Annotated in this window: 15 protein-coding genes; 5 read left to right on the top strand and 10 right to left on the bottom strand. The window is 53.3% G+C overall.

Translation table 11 applies throughout. The features are described 5' to 3' along the window. The first annotated feature begins 18 nt into the window (after positions 1 to 18). Together E1N14_RS09385 and ilvN are read left to right on the top strand one after the other, a co-directional pair. Positions 19 to 1740: an acetolactate synthase 3 large subunit gene (locus E1N14_RS09385; RefSeq protein WP_025009510.1), complete on the top strand. Its 1722-nt coding sequence runs from the start codon at positions 19 to 21 to the stop codon at positions 1738 to 1740. Further along, entirely contained in the window at positions 1740 to 2237 is a 498-nt protein-coding gene (gene ilvN, locus E1N14_RS09380; protein WP_025009509.1) for an acetolactate synthase small subunit, read from the top strand. Before E1N14_RS09385 ends, ilvN begins: the two co-directional genes overlap by 1 nt. Positions 2238 to 2310: 73 nt before the next feature. Here the strand turns inward: ilvN and E1N14_RS09375 are convergent, their stop codons facing one another. Further along, complete coding sequence (locus E1N14_RS09375) at positions 2311 to 3183, bottom strand: flagellar protein MotY (protein WP_025009508.1); 873 nt, start codon at positions 3181 to 3183, stop codon at positions 2311 to 2313. Between the two features lie 141 nt (positions 3184 to 3324). On the opposite strand from E1N14_RS09375, the gene rnt reads away from it, so the two are divergent. Then, positions 3325 to 3987 (top strand): ribonuclease T, encoded by a 663-nt coding sequence (gene rnt / locus E1N14_RS09370; RefSeq protein ID WP_025009507.1) that lies wholly within the window; start codon positions 3325 to 3327, stop codon positions 3985 to 3987. Positions 3988 to 4207: 220 nt separating this feature from the next. On the opposite strand, the gene E1N14_RS09365 is transcribed toward rnt, so the two are convergent. Continuing rightward, positions 4208 to 5224 carry a DUF3137 domain-containing protein gene (locus E1N14_RS09365; RefSeq protein WP_025009506.1) on the bottom strand — a complete coding sequence of 339 codons (1017 nt, stop codon included), beginning with the start codon at positions 5222 to 5224 and terminating at the stop codon, positions 4208 to 4210. Between the two features lie 144 nt (positions 5225 to 5368). Beyond that, on the bottom strand, positions 5369 to 5974 hold the full coding sequence (locus E1N14_RS09360; protein WP_025009505.1) for a peroxiredoxin: 606 nt from the start codon (positions 5972 to 5974) through the stop codon (positions 5369 to 5371). A 313-nt stretch (positions 5975 to 6287) separates the two neighbouring features. Here E1N14_RS09360 and E1N14_RS09355 point away from each other — a divergent pair, with 313 nt between their 5' ends. Next, a complete protein-coding gene (locus E1N14_RS09355; protein ID WP_062793666.1) occupies positions 6288 to 7607 on the top strand; it encodes a Na+/H+ antiporter family protein in 1320 nt (439 codons plus the stop codon). A gap of 113 nt (positions 7608 to 7720) precedes the next feature. On the opposite strand, the gene E1N14_RS09350 is transcribed toward E1N14_RS09355, so the two are convergent. From E1N14_RS09350 to E1N14_RS09340, 3 genes are all read right to left on the bottom strand, one after another. Then, positions 7721 to 8170: an Hsp20 family protein gene (locus E1N14_RS09350; RefSeq protein ID WP_025009504.1), complete on the bottom strand. Its 450-nt coding sequence runs from the start codon at positions 8168 to 8170 to the stop codon at positions 7721 to 7723. A 268-nt stretch (positions 8171 to 8438) separates the two neighbouring features. Then, a complete protein-coding gene (gene ushA / locus E1N14_RS09345; RefSeq protein WP_044734341.1) occupies positions 8439 to 10133 on the bottom strand; it encodes a bifunctional UDP-sugar hydrolase/5'-nucleotidase UshA in 1695 nt (564 codons plus the stop codon). Between the two features lie 677 nt (positions 10134 to 10810). After that, positions 10811 to 11482, bottom strand: a complete 672-nt coding sequence (locus E1N14_RS09340; RefSeq protein ID WP_025009503.1) for an alpha/beta hydrolase — start codon at positions 11480 to 11482, stop codon at positions 10811 to 10813. Positions 11483 to 11662: 180 nt separating this feature from the next. On the opposite strand from E1N14_RS09340, the gene E1N14_RS09335 reads away from it, so the two are divergent. Further along, a complete protein-coding gene (locus E1N14_RS09335; RefSeq protein ID WP_025009502.1) occupies positions 11663 to 12673 on the top strand; it encodes a glutathione S-transferase family protein in 1011 nt (336 codons plus the stop codon). A 4-nt stretch (positions 12674 to 12677) separates the two neighbouring features. On the opposite strand, the gene E1N14_RS09330 is transcribed toward E1N14_RS09335, so the two are convergent. From E1N14_RS09330 to E1N14_RS09315, 4 genes are all read right to left on the bottom strand, one after another. Further along, positions 12678 to 12905, bottom strand: a complete 228-nt coding sequence (locus tag E1N14_RS09330) for a DUF3389 family protein (protein ID WP_025009501.1) — start codon at positions 12903 to 12905, stop codon at positions 12678 to 12680. Positions 12906 to 12975: 70 nt separating this feature from the next. Continuing rightward, positions 12976 to 13458 (bottom strand): FKBP-type peptidyl-prolyl cis-trans isomerase, encoded by a 483-nt coding sequence (locus E1N14_RS09325; protein ID WP_025888361.1) that lies wholly within the window; start codon positions 13456 to 13458, stop codon positions 12976 to 12978. 70 nt (positions 13459 to 13528) lie between these two features. Next, positions 13529 to 14413: a WYL domain-containing protein gene (locus tag E1N14_RS09320; protein ID WP_243899610.1), complete on the bottom strand. Its 885-nt coding sequence runs from the start codon at positions 14411 to 14413 to the stop codon at positions 13529 to 13531. Positions 14414 to 14549: 136 nt separating this feature from the next. Beyond that, positions 14550 to 15761 (bottom strand): lytic murein transglycosylase, encoded by a 1212-nt coding sequence (locus E1N14_RS09315; protein WP_420877391.1) that lies wholly within the window; start codon positions 15759 to 15761, stop codon positions 14550 to 14552. Positions 15762 to 15824: the final 63 nt, after the last annotated feature.

Raw genomic sequence — 15824 nt, 5'->3', positions numbered from 1 at the left:
CTTATCAAGGAGTACCAAATGGAGATGCTTTCAGGCGCCAGCATGATAGTGCGTTCGTTAATTGACGAAGGCGTAAAACATATATTCGGCTACCCGGGTGGCTCAGTTCTCGACATCTACGATGCCCTGCATCAAAAATCCGATATCGAACATATTCTTGTCCGCCATGAACAGGCGGCCGTGCACATGGCCGATGGTTACGCCAGAGCCACGGGCAAGGTCGGCGTGGTGTTGGTGACATCCGGCCCGGGAGCGACCAATGCCATTACCGGCATCGCCACCGCCTACATGGATTCAGTCCCTCTGGTGGTGCTTTCGGGCCAGGTGCCCAGTAACCTGATCGGCAATGATGCCTTTCAGGAATGCGACATGATAGGGATCTCCCGCCCTGTGGTGAAACACAGCTTTTTGGTGACAGATCCCACCGAAATTCCCACCATTATCAAGAAAGCCTTCTATATCGCGGCCAGCGGCCGCCCAGGCCCTGTGGTAGTGGATCTGCCCAAAGACAGCCTCAACCCGGCGATACTGCACGAGTATCAATACCCGGAAGAGATTAAGATGCGCTCCTACAACCCGACGCTTTCGGGTCACAAGGGCCAGATCCGCCGGGGTTTGCAGGCCTTGATGGCCGCCAAGAAACCTGTGCTGTATGTGGGCGGAGGCGCCATTATCTCCGGCTGCCACCAGCAGCTGTTGACACTGGCCGAACAACTGAAACTGCCTGTGGTCAATACGCTTATGGGGCTGGGCGCCTTTCCCGGCTCTCATCACAACAACCTGGGCATGCTGGGGATGCACGGCCTGTACGAAGCCAATATGGCCATGCACCATTCAGATTTAATCTTCGGCATTGGCGTGAGGTTCGATGACAGAACCACCAATAATGTTGCCAAATATTGCCCGGATGCCACCATACTGCACATAGATATCGACCCTTCATCCATCTCCAAGACCATCAAGGTGGATATTCCGATTGTGGGCTCGGCCGATAAGGTGCTGAACGAGATGCTGCAATTGCTGGATGAAGACAAGGTAACGCCTCAGGATGACGAGGCGCTGCAACACTGGTGGCAGCAAATTGCTTCCTGGCGCAGCCGCAACTGCCTCGAGTATCAGCGCAATGCCGAACGGATCAAGCCTCAGCAAGTGATAGAAACCCTCTATCGCCTGACAAACGGTGATGCCTATGTGGCCTCGGATGTTGGCCAGCACCAGATGTTTGCCGCACTCTATTATCCTTTCGACAAACCGCGGCGCTGGATCAACTCAGGAGGCCTGGGCACCATGGGATTCGGCTTGCCGGCCGCCATGGGGGTCAAGATGGCGATGCCGGATGAAACCGTTGTGTGCGTCACCGGCGACGGCTCGATTCAGATGAATATTCAAGAGCTTTCCACCGCCTTGCAATACGATGTGCCGGTGAAAATCATCAACCTCAACAACCGCTTCCTCGGGATGGTGAAACAGTGGCAGGACATGATCTACTCGGGCCGCCACTCCCACTCCTATATGGACTCAGTCCCTGATTTTGCCAAAATCGCCGAAGCCTACGGCCATGTGGGGATCAATATCGACCATGTGGATGAGCTGGAGAGCAAACTGGCACAAGCCCTGGCCATGAAAGACAGGCTGGTGTTTGTGGATATCAGTGTCGATGAAACCGAGCACGTCTACCCGATGCAAATTCGTGGTGGCGCTATGAATGAAATGTGGCTGAGCAAGACGGAGAAAAGCTGATGAGACGTCGAATCATATCTGTATTGATGGAAAACCAGCCCGGCGCCCTGTCAAGAGTTGTCGGTCTCTTCTCCCAACGCGGCTACAACATTGAAACTCTTACGGTTGCGCCCACCGATGACCCTACCCTGTCCCGGCTGACAGTCGCGGTTGAGGCCGATGAAAGCATTCTGGAGCAGATAGAGAAGCAGCTGCACAAGCTTATCGATGTGCTCAAGGTGTCCAACATCACAGAGTCCACCCATGTGGAGCGGGAACTTGCCTTGGTCAAGGTCAAGGCAAGCGGCGCATTGCGGGAAGAAGTGAAACGCACCGCCGATATCTTCCGCGGCCAAATCGTTGATGTGACAGCCAATCTCTACACAGTACAGATGGCCGGCACCAGCGATAAACTGGATGCCTTTATTGCCGCGCTGACCGAAGTCACCAAAGTGGTGGAAGTGTCTCGCTCCGGAGTCGTGGGGCTTGCCAGAGGCGACAAGGCGATGCGCGCCTGAGTCTCCCCGCCAAAGTCCACGCATGAAAAAACCAGGCTTGAACCTGGTTTTTTACTGTCTGTGAAAACTTATGTTATTGCAGAGGTTTGCTTATCCGGATAACCACCCGGCGGTTGCGGGCCCGCTCGTCACTGGAGTCGTTTGAAGCCACATGGCGGCGCTCGCCGTGCCCTTCGGTATGGATCCTGTCACCCGGGATACCCCGCGCCACGAAGAACTCTTTGACTGAACCGGCGCGCTGCTGAGACACCTTCTGGTTGATACTACGACCACCATAGCTGTCGGTATAGGCGTCTATCAGCACCAGTTCCACTTCGGGATCATAGGCCAGGTACTCCTGCACCCGCGCCAGCTGCGCCTTGGAATAACGGGTCAACTCGGTACCGCCCATCTCATAGGTAAGCACGGTAAAGGCGATATCATCGAAACTGTAAGGCAATAGATTGGCCAGGCACTGCTTGAACTCGCGGTATTTCTGGGCAAAGTTGGCCGCAGAAAGGCCGACCGCCACCTTGTTGCTTTGGTTGTACCAATCGCTGTAGTAGAAAGTGGGTTCCATACCGCGATCCAGCTCTGCCAGCATGGACCAGGCGGCCTTTTTCGGCACTTCACCATTGAAGTATTTCTGGTAGCTCAACTCGGTAATCGCCTTGGATGTCACCCCGGGACGCCAGGCCGGCGCCTTGCTCATCAAGCGGGCATGGGTCACGGCATCAGGCTTTTGCCACATATCCAGAGTAAACTGCAGATTCAGCTCTTTACCCGCATGACTGGAAAACACCGCCTTGCCGTAGGCGGGGATGTCGTGCTCCAGGCTGCAACCTATGGGGGTATTTTGCGCCACGCGCCAATGAGAGTCGTCAAGTGACGCCACATAGTGCCTGAGATCCGCCATCGCCGACAGCGGCAGACAAAGAGTCGACAGCAGGAACAGTTTACGCCACATAGAAATCTCTCTTTTCGCATACCATGTTGTCTCTATCGGCAAAGAAATTCATTCCTTTAGCCTATAAAAACAACAATCGAACATGACACCCTGTTGATGTTTTAGCATAATAGCCGCTTCGTTATTTTCCAGGGGAAATGCATGACTCAGCCAAGCCTAGCCAACCAACTCAAGCACAGATTCAGGGGCTATTTCCCTGTGGTGATCGACGTGGAGACCGCTGGCTTCAATGCGCAGACCGACGCGCTGCTGGAGATTGCCGTCACCCTGCTGAAGATGGATACCGAGGGCAATCTGGGAATAGACAGAACCCTGCACTTCCATATCGAGCCTTTTGAAGGCGCCAATCTCGAGCCGGAGGCACTGGCATTCAACGGCATAGATCCCAACAACCCTCTCAGGGGCGCCGTCAGCGAGAAAGAAGCTTTTCTGGAAATATTCAAGGCGGTGAAGAAGGCGCAGAAGGCGGCCGATTGCCACCGTTCTATCATAGTGGCTCACAATGCCGCCTTCGATCACGGCTTTGTCAGTAAGGCAATTGAGCGCAATGATATCAAGCGCTCGCCGTTTCATCCCTTTGCCACCTTCGATACCGCCACTCTGGCCGGATTGGCCATAGGCCACACAGTGCTGGCCAAGGCCTGCGCCTTGGCCGGGATCCCCTTCGACAACAAAGAAGCCCATTCGGCGCTTTATGATACAGAGCGCACCGCCGAGCTGTTCTGCTATATAGTGAACCGCTGGAAAGCCCTTGGCGGCTGGCCTTTGCCTGCCGCTGCCGAAACCCCACAGGATGTGGTCTAAACCCGCTCAAAGATACGCTCAAACATAGCAAGTCGGCTCGGACATATAAGCCGACTCAAACTAAAGTGTTTCCCGTCCTCACGCCAAATCCTTTGAGCATCTGGTGTGAGGGCGCATCAAAACCCAGCGACCAAAGACCAGCGTTCAGAAACCCGTTCAGAAACCAGTGACCGGAAACCAAAGATAGCCTGGCTCAAAACCAAAGTCTTGAGCCTCATGTTTAAAGCCCGGTGCGACTATCGAGTTTCAGGGCTTTAATCAAGTCGAATACTTCATGGATTTCTTTGAACACTTGCTCTATGTCTGCGCTGAGATCCAGCGGCTTGAGAAGATCCAGTTGCGGCTCAAAATAGCTGTGCTGACAGGCTATTTTGACAAACAATCGCCCCTGTCTAAAACAGGCTTCCAGCTCGCCTTGATAAAATCCTGATAGTGACAACAAACGTTCCATAGTCGCTGTATTGAGCACATATCTGGCTTCGAGCTGATCGTCACTGTAGACCTCAAATCTACGCTCAAAGTCCGGGTCTTCCAGCTTTACCCTCGAGAGCTTGTTTCTGAACTGCGCCAAGCCATTGGCCATAAAACCTTTATCGCGGCGCACTTGGATGGTCGCGGAAAATGTCTTCGGCAGGTCAAACTCTATCACTATGCCATCGAACAGCGTCTTATATTGGGGACCATTATCGTTCTTGCCTGTGCGTTCGAGTAACGTCAGTTCCCTAAGCAGAAAAGGCACATTAAGATATTTGCCTCTGACCGAGTTTTGAAAATAACCTTTGTCATAGTCGGGAAAGAGACCATAGTCTTTATAGCTTTCCAGTTCAGGCAATCCCGAGGGGTTGAACGCAAAGCTTTTACCGAAATACCCCAGCAGTAGAGGATAGATCTCCTCAACTATCTGGGTACGCAGTTCACTTATCTCACTGCCAGCCCAGATGTTGGCCAACACCACCACCGCCAGAGATAGCACGGCGCCGCCAAAGCCGATAAAAAACACCCCTTCTTTAAAATCCAGCATGAAGGCGCCGTAGAAACTCATGGCAAAAAACAGCAAAAATGCCGGAATGCCAATAAAGGTGAGAGGCGCAACTATCTTTCTACGCTCTTTATACCTGGCAGCAGCGGCCTCTCGAACCGACTCATAACGTCGACACTTGGGTGCAATCTTTTGCGCATAATATTGGCCGAAGGCCTGCTTGTCTTGCTCCGGAATAGCAAACTCCATTGAATTCATCCTGTTTTCCTTGCTATTTTTCCGGTTCAATTAGCAACTATCTTGAACCTTTCGTCAAGTTCTGAGCTCTGGAATGGGCAATAAAGGTTTAGATAGGTGTAAAAAAAGCTGCCCGAGGGCAGCTTTATAAAGCCATACATGCAATTACAGCTCTTCAGCGTTCTCAGACAGGTAGGCAGCAACACCGTCTGGGCTGTCTTTCATGCCTTTCTTGCCTTTTTCCCAACCTGCAGGACAAACTTCACCGTGCTCTTCGTGGAATTGCAGCGCGTCAATCATACGCAGCATTTCATCGACGTTACGGCCAAGAGGCAGATCGTTAACGACCTGGTGACGCACCATGCCTTCTTTGTCGATCAGGAAAGAACCACGGAAAGCCACACCGGCTTCAGGGTGCTCAACATCGTAAGCCTTACAGATATCGTGGCGAACGTCGGCTACCAGAGTGTATTGAACCTGGCCGATACCGCCTTTTTCCACTGGGGTGTTACGCCATGCATTGTGAGTAAACTGAGAATCGATAGAAACACCGATCACTTCAACGCCACGCTTCTTGAACTCTTCCATGCGGTGATCGAAGGCGATCAGCTCAGATGGGCACACGAAGGTGAAATCCAGTGGGTAGAAGAACACTACCGCAGGCTTGCCTTTGATTGCTGCAGTCAGGTTGAAGCTGTCAACAATTTCACCAGAACCCAGAACAGCTGCTGCAGTAAAGTCCGGAGCCGGACGGCCTACTAATACGCTCATTTTATACCTCCATCTATGGATTGAGCTGTGAATAAAACAGAATCCGTTTTAACTACAAGCCATTATAAGAGGTGCCATGCACCTGACAACCTATTTAGGATCAATATCACGCTTTTGCTGCATTTTAAGGCTTGTCTGGGTAAGAAATCGGCAAGTGTGCGGCCACCGCAATTACCTGGCTCACAAAGCGACTCAATAACCTTAGGATCCAGTTCACAAAGAGAGATTTTTTCCCGCAAACACTGATTGCAGCTGGACATCCAAGCCACCCCAGTCAAAAATAGCCCCTTTGTTTAGCGAATAAGACTTTACTATGAACGCAGTTGTGATTGCCGTCTGTCTGATGCTCGCTCTCAGCCTGGCCCGGGTCAATGTGGTGATCGCCTTGACGATCAGCGCCCTGGTTGCCGGCTTGATGGGAGGACTGGACATCCACCAGACCATAGAGGCATTCAATACCGGCCTGGGCGGTGGAGCCCAGATAGCCCTGAGTTATGCCCTGCTCGGCGCCTTTGCCGTGGCCCTGTCCCATTCCGGGCTGACCACTTTGATCTCCACCTCTGTGATCAAGGCCCTTGGCAAAGATCCCGATAGTCAAAACCTCAAGTGGGTTCGCAGCCTGTTGCTGCTGTCCCTGCTGGCCATGGCTATCAGCTCACAAAACATTCTGCCGATCCATATCGCCTTTATCCCCATTCTGGTGCCGCCACTCTTGCATCTGATGTCCAAACTCAAGCTGGACAGGCGTTTGGTCGCCTGTGTTATCACCTTCGGCCTGGTCACCACTTATATGGTGTTGCCTGTGGGCTTTGGCGGCATATTTCTAAACGACATACTGCTGGCAAACCTGCAGTCCAACGGCTTAGAGGCCCAGTCAGGGGATATTCCCCAAGCCATGCTTATTCCGGCCGCCGGCATGCTGGCCGGACTGTTGACGGCCGTGTTTATCAGCTATCGCAAGCCAAGAGAGTACCGGGAAGAGCAGATCCTCGCCGCCGAGCCGGAAACCGGACTCAGCAAGCGCAACATCATCATTGCCGTGCTGGCCATTCTGGCGACTCTGCTGGTGCAACTGCAGACAGATTCGATGATTTTCGGCGCGCTGGTTGGCTTTATGATCTTCTCATTCAGCGGCGCGCTCAAACATGTGGCCGATGAAGATATCTTTAACCAAGGCGTGCGCATGATGGCCAACATAGGCTTTATCATGATAGCCGCCGCCGGTTTCGCCGCCGTGGTCAAACAAACCGGTGAAGTGCTGACTCTGGTGAGTGCCATAGGTGAGTTGATTGGTGACAACAAGGGCCTGGGCGCATTGTTGATGCTGGTGGTGGGTCTGTTGATCACCATGGGTATTGGCTCATCCTTCTCGACTATCCCCATTATTGCCACCATCTATGTGCCGCTGGCGCTGAACTTTGGTTTCTCTGTGCCTGCGGTTATCGCCCTGGTCGGCACCGCCGCAGCGCTTGGGGATGCCGGCTCACCGGCATCGGACTCGACGCTCGGCCCCACCGCCGGCCTGAATGCCGATGGTCAACACGACCATATCCGCGACAGCGTGATCCCAACCTTTATTCACTACAATATCCCACTGCTGATCTTCGGCTGGATTGCCGCCATGGTACTCTAAGCACTGCCTTGGGGAATGATGGCCCTGAATACAAAAAGCCAGTCTGTATCAGACTGGCTTTTTTGCTTTAGCGGCCTGCTTTACAAGCCGGGGCCGAGCTTATCAGCGCGGTTTCAGGCCTGAATTTCTTCTATCAGGCGGTTACCTGAGCCTATCTCAATTTTCCGCGGTTTCATGGCTTCAGGGATCTCGCGCACCAAGTCTATATTGAGCAGGCCGTGTTCCAGATGGGCGCCTTCGACGGTCACATAATCGGCCAACTGGAAGGTACGTTCAAAGCCGCGCTCGGCAATGCCCTGATACAGATATTTACGCTCCGGAGCCTGTTCGCCCTTGGTGCCTTTCACCAACAGCTTTTCGCCCTCGCTGGTGATCTCCAGCTCATCCATGGCAAAACCTGCAACCGCCATGGTGATCCGGTACCGGTTCTCACCCAAGAGTTCAATATTGTATGGAGGGTAACCGGCATTGCCATTGTTGGCGGCGGCATGTTCGGCCAAACGGGCCAAACGATCAAAACCGATAGCGCTGCGATAAAGGGGAGTCAAATCATAGTTACGCATAGTCATATCCTCATAGATTAAGCAATATGTAGTGTCGGGCCGAATCATCGCACCCTAGGTTCAAACGGCCGCCCAATGGCACGGCCTTTAATTTATCGGTCAAGGCGCTTCCCCTGCCGACACTCAATAGATAGGGCCGGGCAATGGTATTTCAAGTCCAGGTAGAATTATTTGGTTAAAAATCACCCAAAGCTACATGACCACCCTGCTCTTTTGCCACAAAAAAGCAGCCCCGAAGGGCTGCCTGTAAAGTGACTTAAAATGCTATTTACTGAGGCACTTCACAACCCAGTGGGCTGTTGGAGTTTTCATAAACGATATCGCCTACCGGCTCGTAATCAACGGCCTTGATGCTTTGCTTCTCTTTCAGGAAGCTGTAGAAGACTTCGGCATCAACATAGCCGGTTTGTACAGGATCCAGCTTGGGATAGCCGTCACCGCCCGCGGCGTTGAAGCTGGGTACAGTGAAGGTGTAGCTGTCTGTTGCACTGTAATCCTTGCCGTTGACTTCGCTGATAGCGACCGACTTGGCCTGACAGTCAACTGTCATTTTCACACCCGTGATCTGGGCATAAGCCCCTGAACCGCGCTGCATGGTAGCCACTACCCCCAGATAATCGCTGAGCTCGGCACCTGTCATAGTGCTCAGGGTGATCATGTTACCGAAAGGCTGCACTGTCAGTACATCACGGTAGCTGATATCACCGGCGGCGATAGAGTCACGTACACCACCCGAGTTCATCACGCCGATATCGGCATTAACCTTGGTGGCCTGCGCCATGGCGAGCAAACGGCCCAGGTTGGTCTGCTGACCACGAACCACGGCGCGATCGCCTTCCAGTTTGCCATCGGTAGTGGCGATGATTTCGCCCAGTTTTTCACTACCCTTGTCCTGATATTGCTGCAGCACAGCCTTCACTGTGGTATCGGCAGGGATAGGCTCACCGGCCAGTTCCTCTGTCTTCTTGCCTTCGGCATCCAGTTTTCTCAGGTTGACCGGGATCAGCTTGTAGCTGGCCAGGTGCAGTTTGCCGCCATAATATTCAAAATCGGCGCGGCCAACATATTTACCCCATTCATGGGCCTGCATGATCCAGGTGCCGTTTTGCTGATCAGGGCGACAATCATCACCTGGGTTGAAATCGGCATAGCTCTGGGTACCCGGTTCCATACAAACCGGGTTCTGTGAGTGGCCACCTATGATAACCTGCAGCTGTCCCTCTTCCAGGGCGCGAGCCATGGCCACGTCACCCGGGGCGTTGCTGCCGTTCTGGCCATCGGCATAGTGACCCATGTGAGTGGTCGCCACTATGATATCGGCGGCTTTGTTATCATTGATCTCTTTGATGACCTTTTTGATCTCTTCTTTGGGATCAGTAAACTCAAGCTCGCCGATAAACTCAGGGTTACCTATCTTGGCGGTATCTTCTGTGGTCAAACCTATGACAGCCACTTTAAGACCTTTAACATCGAAAACCTTGTAAGGCTCGAAGTAACGGGTGCCATCTTTTTTGTAGATGTTGGCAGCCAGCATAGGAAACTCGGCGAGCTCGCGCTGCATATCCAACACGCTCAGTGGGTTATCAAACTCGTGGTTACCCACGGCCATGGCGTCATAGCCAATCAGGTTCATGCCGATAAAGTCAGGCTCGGCGTTTTGCAGATCCGACTCAGGCACACCTGTGTTGATATCACCTCCGGAGAGCAACAGAGTCTGGCCACCGTTGCTTTCCACTTCGTTGCGTAAGCGCTCAACCAGCGTCTTACGGGCTGCCATACCATACTCACCGTCACTGTTTTCCCAGAAGCGGCCATGGTTGTCATTGGTGTGTAAAATGGTGAACTTGGTGCAGTTATCGGCGCCGCAGACTTCCGGTGCCGGATCCTTGTCATCACTGTTACAACCGGCGAGAGCAGCCAGAATGGCTGTCGCCAAAAGTCCTTTCATCAGTTTATTAGACATAATTAAATCAACCCCATGTTTTTATTTATTTTTACCATCATCATTAATAAGCGGTGAAGCGAACTTCCCGCGCCCGACATACTAGCAAGATTAAGTCGAACATGTGTCATTTTTATTAATAAAAGTGAGCTAAATGTGTGATTTTAAGGCGGGAAATAATACAGTTTGTTTACGTTACCAAATAACCCCCTAAACGAGGGGGATATCAAAGCGGGATATGCTGCGGGACCAGGATTTAAGAACTCTAACCAACCATAGTTATCTTGCTGTTATTTAAGATAATAACTAAAGCTTGCCATGAGACATGGCTATTGTTTGGCAAAACAAACAGCCCGGGTGATAATTTTCTTGCCCCAGGCTGCTTAATTTTCAGGCGCTCAACCCTTAACTGTCACTTAGGGAAGGTGCGAACAAGTCCCATGCATGCTCTGCGTCGGCTTACGGGCCTGGATGCAAGGCGTGGTTCGCAGCAAATGGCCTGAGTCCTTTGCAAGAAGCACAACACAGCAGACAGGTCTGTAAGCCACGCCCTTCGGGGCTTGCACAGCAACCGGCTCTCTGCGTTATCCGACTTTGACAGGCCCCGGCATGCCTTCAGTCAGATGCCTTGAACGCCAATTGGTGTGCAAGCCACTCTCTACAAAAGAGAAGGCCACGATGACTTATTCGCACCTTCCTTAGCTCAAACGCGCCTGCAGCCACTGACTGATGAGATTAAGCTCCTGCGGTACCACGCCGTGCGCCATTGGGAAAGTGTGCCATTCAAGCCGATATCCCCCCTGCTCGAGCGCCTCTTTAGCCATAAGCCCGGCACTGAGGGCAACCACATCATCCTGCTCGCCGTGGCATTGCAAAATCGGCGTATTACAGTTGGCGCTGCTCACGTCTTCCGGTAGTTGCTCACCCCCCGGCAAATAACAGGACAGCGCCATAATACCGGCCAAGGCTTCGGGATAACGCAGTGCGGTAAAGAGGCTCATCACCCCGCCTTGGCTGAAACCGGCAAGCACAATACGGTTGGCGGCAATGCCCTGAGCGACTTGCTGCTCTATGAGTTGTCGAACCAAACGCTCGGATTGCAACACCCCTGGCATATCGGCTCTGTCATGGAGATTGAGGCTCTTGATGTCATACCAGGCGCGCATCACATAGCCACCATTGACAGTAACAGCCTGCTCAGGCGCATGTGGAAACACAAAGCGTATCGAGTGATCGGCAGGCAGTCCCAATGCCGGCACCACAGGGGCAAAGCCGTCACCCGAGTCACCCAAACCATGCAACCAGATAACACAGGCCGTGGCCGGCTCCCGGGGTTCAACAACAACGGCATCCAGGGTGGCTGACGACATAACAACATCCTTCTTGATAGGCAAAAAATGTGACCGACATCATATCAGGCTGAAGATTCCTTGCCAGTACCATTCTAAAAATTCGAATAAAAACACATGTATTTCGCGCTTTACCCATAAATAACCACCACCTAGACTGAGATGCGAGCCATGAAAGCAAAGCCGTTAAAGGAGCGACAGATGGGATTATTGCAGCAGGGCAAATGGGTTGATCAGTGGTATCAGACAGACAAAAGCGGCGGCAAGTTCGTCCGTGAAGATGCAAAGCTGCGAAACTGGATCACCCCGGACGGCAGTCCGGGCCCCAGTGGCCAAGGCGGATTCAAGGCCGAGCCGGGCCGCTATCATCTCTATGTTTCACTCGCTTGCCCCTGGGCCCACAGAACCTTGATATTTCGCGCCTTGAAGGGATTGGAAGCGCTGATCCCTGTCACTGTGGTCGAGCCCCACATGTTGGAAAACGGCTGGGAATTTGCCACAGAGGCGGCGGGCCCCAAGGGCGGCCACCATATCCAGGGCGCCGAGCAAGACCCTTTGTTTGGCAAAGCATTCCTCTACCAAATTTACCAGCTCGCCGCGGCCGATTACAGCGGTCGGGTGACAGTACCTGTGCTGTGGGACAAACATCATCAGACCATAGTCAACAATGAATCGTCGGAAATCATCCGTATATTCAACTCCGCCTTCGATCATCTGACCGGCAATAACCTGGACTTTTACCCGCCCCATCTGAGAGAGGAGATAGATACGCTCAACGAGTTCATCTATCCCAATATCAATAACGGGGTTTACCGGGCCGGTTTTGCCACCTCACAACAAGCCTATGAAGAGGCCTTTGAGCAGCTGTTCAGTGCCCTTGACAGATTGGAGTTGCAATTGAGTGAACGCCGCTTTCTCACAGGTTCACAAGTCACTGAGGCCGACTGGCGCTTGTTTACCACCTTAATCCGTTTCGATGCCGTCTATGTGGGCCACTTCAAGACCAATAAACGCCGCATTGAAGACTACCCGGCGCTGAGCCAATACCTGCGCGATCTGTATCAGTACCCCGGCATTGCTGCCACGGTCAACTTTGAACATATCAAACAGCACTATTACTACAGCCATGGGCAGATAAATCCCAGTCGCGTCGTACCCAAGGGCCCCGAGTTAGACTATCAGCGCAGCCATCAACGCCACAGACTGGAATAGTAAATCACTCGGGAGTCAGGCCGTAAAAGTCTGCCAGTTGCTCGAGCTGCTCATCGGAGTCGAGCCGCAGCTGCCAACGCACGGCGCCGGCATCGGCCAGCAGAATGCAAGGGCCTTTGAGCAAACGGATATCATCGCTCAGCGCCATCAACACTGTCTGCATGGCCGGCAAGCGTACCTGCAGCTCATTGGGACTCAGCAGCAATCGCCCCTGCTCGCAGTCAATTTTCATCCCCTCTCCTCTCAATGGTTTCTCAATCAAAAACGCCCGCAGAAGCGGGCGTATTCAGTTAAAGCCAAACTCAGTGGTGATGGCCACCGACGCCATGGGCATGACCATGGGCTATCTCTTCATGGGTGGCTTCACGGGCTGAGACCACTTCGATATCAAAGGTCAGCTCGCGACCGGCCAATGGGTGATTGATGTCCACAGTGGCCATAAACTTGCCCACCTTGACCACAGTCACTTGACGCTGGCCTTGATCTGTATTGACGACCGCGCGCATGCCTGGCTTCCATACTTTGGCGCCCATCAGGTGTTTTACCGATACGCGCTGCTCGGCGCCTTCAACCCGCTCACCGTAAGTTTCAGAGGCAGGCAAGGTCACACTGAACTTGGCACCTACCTCTTTGCCTTCGATGGCTTTCTCGACTCCAGGCATCATGTTGTCATGGCCATGCAGATAGGCGATGGGATCGTGCCCCTCGTTGGTTTCCAGCACTTCACCCTTTTCATCGCGCAGTGTGTAATTGAACTGCACCACCATATCTTCTTTAACGCTCATTCTGAGTCCTCAGTATTCATGATTCCGGCGCAGCTTAACAAAACTGTCGCCTGCACTCCACTGCTTTGGATTACCGCCCGGCACCCGGCACTATCGCTAGATGCTCGAGTCGCTCCAGCACCTGGTGGTTTTTAAGTGCCAACTGACAAACACCACCATCGATTTGATGCCTGGTGGAGCAATCCACACTCCAGCTGCGCAGCAGATATCCGGCCAAGGCCGCGTTGCTGGCCACCTTGAGCTCGCCATCCTCCATACGATAGTCGAGCATAATCGCCTCCGGATGCTTCAGGCTCGGATGGGGTACCAACACCAGTTCCACCGGCGTCAACCAGTTGCTGTCGGCCGCCGGTTGCTCCTTGGGCAAGGGAGAGCCTTCAAGTTCTCTGGCCTGCTTGATACGGGTCACCACAAAGTCGTTGAACTTGCCATGCTGTCTGTCAAATGCCCGTACATGCCAGCGCTGGCCGTTGTTGACCAGGGCATGGGGCACAATTTCGCGAAGGGTTTCACCGCTTGAGGTGGAAACATATTGCAGCGCCAGCGCCTGCCCTTGCTGAATCGAGCGCATCAGCGCCGCGATAATCTCGGTATCCGGATGAATAAGCCGCACCGCATCGAAACAGACCTGGCTGGGAACCAGGGGCTGTGACAAACCATCACCAAAGCCACGGGCCAAACCCGAGAGAATGGCTTCGGGATCGTGATGAAACAAGGGTTTGAATTCATGCTGGCGCTGATAATGACGACTGGGGTGCATCAGCTTGAGGTTCTGCGGCGCCAATTCGCGATAGAGGCTGAAGTCGCGGGTGGCGGCCGCCAATCCGGTGGCAAACTTGGCAATCAGATCCTGACGACTGACCTGGCCAAAATACTGCAGACTGAAATCGATAAAGGCCAGACGCTGACGCTGGCCGTGACTCAACTTATCTATGTTGCTCATCTCGCTGCTCATATCATTCCCTGAGTTCAAATAGGTGAGGGAGAACGCCAATTTCTGCTGCCGGCATTATCCGGGCAGTTTCTTGGCGCCTTTATGAGCTAACATTAGCCAATCCCTTGGCTGCTGGCAATCATTTTGATTAGCAGAACTAGAGTCCCAGAGCTTTAAAGGTTTCGGCAGAGGGGAAACCGTCAGCCACCAAGCCTTTGCTGAGCTGAAACGCCTGTAAACTGGCGCGAGAGTTACGCCCGAGAATACCGTCCGGCTTTCCGGCATCAAACCCCTGCTCATTGAGCTTTTGCTGCAGCGCCTTTATCTGGGCGCGGCTCAAGCGGGTTTGCTGCGGCGGTGCTTTGGCCAGCCGTCCGGCGCCACTTATTCTGTCGGCCAAATGGCCTACAGAGATGGCATAAAACTCAGAGCGGTTCCAACGCTGGATCACCTGGAAGTTATCGTAGCCGAGAAACGCAGGTCCCTCGTGCCCGGCGGGCAGATAGAGTGTGGCTTCCATCTGGGCCTGTGGCAGCACCTCGCCATTGCTCTGGGTCAATCCCAGCGCCTGCCAGTCGGCGAGAGACTTTTTCTGCCCCAGGTGCTGATAATCAAACGCCTCAGGTAAGCGAACCTCCCTGCCCCAACGTTCGTTGCGCTGCCACCCCAGGTGAGCAAGAAAGTTTGCCGCCGAGGTCAGGGCATCATCTATGCTGTTCCAGAGATCCGCCTTGCCGTCACCGTCACCATCGACGGCATAACTGGCGTAGGCACTGGGCATAAACTGGGTGTGTCCCATGGCACCGGCCCAGGAGCCTTGCATATCGGCGGCAGCAAAACCATATTTCTGGCTCAGCTTCAGCGCTGTCATCAACTCCTGGGTAAAGAAACCCGAACGGCGGGAGTCACAGGCCAGAGTCGCCAGCGAGTCCAGGACCGGCATCTTACCCTTGTAGCCTCCGAAATTGGTCTCCATGCCCCAGAAAGACAAGAGATATTGCGGCGGCACACCATACTCGCGCTTGAGCTTGTCCAGCAGCGCCTTGTGCTCAACCAGCAGTTCCCGGCCCTTGGAAACCCGCCAATCTGTTACCCGTTTATCGAAATAGTTGGCAAATGTCTGGGTAAACTCGGGCTGACTGCGATCCAGCTCTATCACTCTGGGGACAAACTTGAGTGGCTTAAGATGTGAGTCGATGGTCTGTTGACTAATGCCATCGTTAAGGGCCTTGTCCTGCAACTCCACAATACACTGAGGAAAAGCCGCTTCTCCGGCCTTTATCAGGGCTTCTACAGGATCCTCATTCTGGGGGGCGGCCAGCGTTTGCGTGGCCAGCAGCAGGGGAAACCAGGATAATACTCTGAACACCTTCCGACTCCTTAAAAGATTAAACACCCCATCGAGTTCCATCCTAACCAGTCGCACAGCGTT

Origin of the sequence: Shewanella algae (assembly GCF_009183365.2) — a bacterium.
GTDB lineage: Bacteria > Pseudomonadota > Gammaproteobacteria > Enterobacterales > Shewanellaceae > Shewanella > Shewanella algae.
The sequence above is the reverse complement of the archived record's forward strand: the minus strand, read 5'-3'. Positions and strand labels throughout refer to the sequence as shown.

Bases quoted from the DNA above. Each gene is read 5' to 3' on its own strand.
- E1N14_RS09385 (WP_025009510.1), top strand. From the start codon at position 19: ATGGAGATGCTTTCAGGCGCCAGCATGATAGTGCGTTCGTTAATTGAC.
- ilvN (WP_025009509.1), top strand. From the start codon at position 1,740: ATGAGACGTCGAATCATATCTGTATTGATGGAAAACCAGCCCGGCGCC.
- E1N14_RS09375 (WP_025009508.1), bottom strand. From the start codon at position 3,183: ATGTGGCGTAAACTGTTCCTGCTGTCGACTCTTTGTCTGCCGCTGTCG.
- rnt (WP_025009507.1), top strand. From the start codon at position 3,325: ATGACTCAGCCAAGCCTAGCCAACCAACTCAAGCACAGATTCAGGGGC.
- E1N14_RS09365 (WP_025009506.1), bottom strand. From the start codon at position 5,224: ATGAATTCAATGGAGTTTGCTATTCCGGAGCAAGACAAGCAGGCCTTC.
- E1N14_RS09360 (WP_025009505.1), bottom strand. From the start codon at position 5,974: ATGAGCGTATTAGTAGGCCGTCCGGCTCCGGACTTTACTGCAGCAGCT.
- E1N14_RS09355 (WP_062793666.1), top strand. From the start codon at position 6,288: ATGAACGCAGTTGTGATTGCCGTCTGTCTGATGCTCGCTCTCAGCCTG.
- E1N14_RS09350 (WP_025009504.1), bottom strand. From the start codon at position 8,170: ATGCGTAACTATGATTTGACTCCCCTTTATCGCAGCGCTATCGGTTTT.
- ushA (WP_044734341.1), bottom strand. From the start codon at position 10,133: ATGTCTAATAAACTGATGAAAGGACTTTTGGCGACAGCCATTCTGGCT.
- E1N14_RS09340 (WP_025009503.1), bottom strand. From the start codon at position 11,482: ATGTCGTCAGCCACCCTGGATGCCGTTGTTGTTGAACCCCGGGAGCCG.
- E1N14_RS09335 (WP_025009502.1), top strand. From the start codon at position 11,663: ATGGGATTATTGCAGCAGGGCAAATGGGTTGATCAGTGGTATCAGACA.
- E1N14_RS09330 (WP_025009501.1), bottom strand. From the start codon at position 12,905: ATGAAAATTGACTGCGAGCAGGGGCGATTGCTGCTGAGTCCCAATGAG.
- E1N14_RS09325 (WP_025888361.1), bottom strand. From the start codon at position 13,458: ATGAGCGTTAAAGAAGATATGGTGGTGCAGTTCAATTACACACTGCGC.
- E1N14_RS09320 (WP_243899610.1), bottom strand. From the start codon at position 14,413: ATGAGCAGCGAGATGAGCAACATAGATAAGTTGAGTCACGGCCAGCGT.